Raw genomic sequence first — 3,123 nt, 5'->3', positions numbered from 1 at the left:
GGGTAGGGTCTGCGTTTCATGCTCTAAACATAACAGACCGCCTCTGTTTGGGTTGCCTTCTTACCAGCCTCTAAGCTCCTCCGTGTGGTAGTTTCTGACTCCCACGTCCTCAAGGTCTAACCCAGCAACCGCCTCGCCCACTCCCTCCGGGCTTTGCGGTAGGCCTCGCGCTTGCTCTCTGCCGTGACCGTGAGGGGGCCTTCGGGGGTTTCGGCGCTGGCCAGGTAGTGCCCCTCGGGAGAGCGGGCTGCGCTGGGAGCTCCGTACTCATCCCACCCCTCGGCGATTATCTCCGCGACGTATTCCAGCAGGCCTTCTTCCCAGGCCTCGGGGGGCAGTTCTTGCAGGGGCTTCTTGTATCTCCGTTGCAAATACGTGCAAAAGGGCCCCAACTCGGGATGCCGCTCCGGTCGGGAAAACTCCTGGGCGTGCTCCCGCAGGGCGCGGGCCAGTAGCCGAATCATGTGCCCCCCCGCTTCAACCACTCCCCCAGGGTGCGCGGGCGGTCTTCTTCGGGGCGGACGTACAGGTACACGTTGGCCCCCAGCGGTCGTCGGGGCCAATCCTCCAGGGCCTTGCGCCAGGGGGGTTGCCTCCACTGTCCATCAGGGCTCCGCAGGTGGCGGTCCCCCCAGGCCTGTTGGGTACGCTTGCGGATTTTCTCAAGCTGGCCGTGAATCCCTCCGAAGCGGGGCAGGTTCCCCAGGGTCTTGAGGTGGCCCACTAACCGGGGCCAATCCCCCCGAGAGGTGTGGAGTAGGGCCTCCTCGAGCAGTTCCTTGTAGAAGGCCTCCTCGAGAAACCACGTCCATCTCGCGGTGTCGGGGTCGGGGCGCAGCACGTAGGTGGGCCGCCACGCCTGTTCCCTCCAGGCCAGCCAGCGCAGGGGGGTTTGTTTGGCGCGGGTCATCCGCTCGTTGGGCAGTTTGGCCGTGGCGAGCAGTGCGTAGGGCCAGCGCCCCCCCTGGGGCTCCGGCCCCAGCACCAGCCGGGCTGTGGGCAGGCCCGCCTCCCGCCGCACCCGCTGGGCCTCGGGGGAGATGAGCACCCGGTGCTTCTCCTGCAGGGCCTGCACCGCCTGGAGCACCTTGTCGCTGGGGGTGGTCGTCACCAGGTAGTGCAGGTAGCCGTCCGCGACATAGCGCCGAATGGCCGCCATAGCCGCGGTCTGGGAGCGCATTAGCGGGTAGTCGGCAGGTTCCATTGAGCACAGGGTAGCGGGGGCGGTAGGGGGTGTCAAGTTTTTTTTGATGGTTGCAGGCGATGGGGGGCGATAGGGGTTTATGTATAGAAGTTCCTATGGGGCGACGCGGTTGACCGAGTCAGGGCGGTGTGGCTATCCTGGGGGTGTACCACCTGGGTGACGCCGGGGCCGGACAAGTAGCTGACTTGGGACTGCCATCCCGAGGGCGAACGCCGGGGAAGCTGCGTGCTGGGGGAAATCCTCGCTCGCGCAGCACTCAACGGGGCGCTGGGCGGCAAAGCCGACCTTTCGACCCCACTCCACATACCCGGGGGAACCCGGGGCTAAAGATGTTGGGCGACGCGGAAAGGGTCCTGGGGGCGAACCCCCAGGGCTGCATGCGAGAAACCCGGTGCGAGTCCGGGCCACGGGATGGGGTGAAAAAATAGCCCCATGACGTGTGCGGAGCAGGCCGGTGCTGAGGGTGCCGCGAGGCACCAGGGGGCTGAGGGTGACTGGAGGCCCTGCTGACCCGGGAATCAACCGGGGGCGCACGATAGCTAGGTCTGTACCGGGGGGGGTTACCCCCCTGCTCCGAGCGGTCCCGCCTGGAGCCGCGAAACCCTGATTGTGCTCAAAGTAGCCGGAGCTTAGGAACTTCGTACGGTGAAAGAGCAAAAAACGCAATCAGGGCGTAGTGAAGGCGGCAAGACGCATGTACTGTGTGCTAACGCGGGAAGCACTCAGCGTGTTCTCCTGAGCCCTGGCAGGGGCGATGAGGGAAACACGTGAGCGCAGGGGAGTACCCGTGCGGCGTACGGAGGCCAGACCTCCCGAGGCGGCAGCGAAAACCTGCGTGTGTGAGTGTGGGAGACCGGACCAGTACGAGAGGGAATGGCTTCATGGGGGGCTCCGTACCCCATGCGGTACACGAACCCGGTGCGTAAGCACCTAGGAAAGTCCGGACCGGCTACCCCTGGGTTTCCAGCCTGGGGGGGCCTCGGCGTCACAGTCACCAGGTGGGGGGCCTTTGGGCCCACCACCGGGGGTTGAAATCCTCAACAAGTTGCAGTGCCGGGCAGCGGGAAGCTGCCCGAGGAAGTAGCAAGCTAGGCGCGTCCATCCGAACCCTTCGGTGGGGGGGAACCCATCGGGGGTGTGCGGCGCTGGGCGTGCGGGGTGGCTCCCCTCACCAGCTGGCCGGCCTGGGCCTAACAGGCGGTAGGAAGGTCGTTACCAAGTCACAGAAACGAGGCACACGACCCAACACGGTCCACCTCACGGACCAGCCACGGTTCGCTCACCTCACGAGCGGGGGTACCCTGCGACCTCAGTGCAGGGGGGTTGGCTCCACCTACGGAGCCCGGAGGGAGCCCCGCCTCCGCAAAAATCCGGGGAAGTCCGCCAGGGTCCCTGCGGGGACCGGACGCGGGCGGCAGGCGCGAGCCCGAGGGCGACGGCCTGCTAGGCACAGTCCAAAACGAATCGGCCCACTGGCCGGTTCACCCCCGCCACCCCACCGGGTGGCGGGCCCGTTTTTGGATCTGTGCAACATCTTGCACAGTGCAACATCTTGCACAGCGCCGGGAAGCTCCTCACAACCCCGAGGGCTGGCCCCTCTCGCGGCCTGTAGGGCCCCTAGAAGGCCCGGGAGCAGGGGGAGGGGCACAATACTTGACCCCCTCAACCCCCCCTTTTTTTGGCCTTTTAGAGGGCGTGCTCCCCGGCCCCGTCCTGCACGGCCTTCACCGCAGATAATTGAGCTTTTTCCCGTCCTGCAAGATAAAATTTGTTCGACGCAACCAAATAGGTGATGCAAAACACATTCTCGCCGCTTAACAGCAATGTTGAGCAAAGAAAGAGAAAACTTTGAACTACGGAGCCCAAAGACGGGAGTGTATACCCCCATCAAGTGATGGGGTTCACATGCCCGGGGTTGC

General features: G+C 65.1%; 2 protein-coding genes. Both read right to left on the bottom strand.

The features are described 5' to 3' along the window. Nucleotides 1-116: 116 nt before the first annotated feature. Nucleotides 117-464 (bottom strand): hypothetical protein, encoded by a 348-nt coding sequence (locus Q355_RS0113065; RefSeq protein ID WP_027878182.1) that lies wholly within the window; start codon nt 462-464, stop codon nt 117-119. Beyond that, a complete protein-coding gene (locus tag Q355_RS0113060) occupies nt 461-1,204 on the bottom strand; it encodes a hypothetical protein (protein ID WP_036259571.1) in 744 nt (247 codons plus the stop codon). Before Q355_RS0113060 ends, Q355_RS0113065 begins: the two co-directional genes overlap by 4 nt. Nucleotides 1,205-3,123 lie beyond the last annotated feature (1,919 nt).

The sequence above is a fragment of the Meiothermus cerbereus DSM 11376 genome (assembly GCF_000620065.1).
GTDB classification, from domain to species: Bacteria; Deinococcota; Deinococci; order Deinococcales; family Thermaceae; genus Meiothermus; species Meiothermus cerbereus.
Note: the sequence above shows the minus strand (reverse complement) of the source record. Positions and strands in the feature narration are given on the sequence as shown.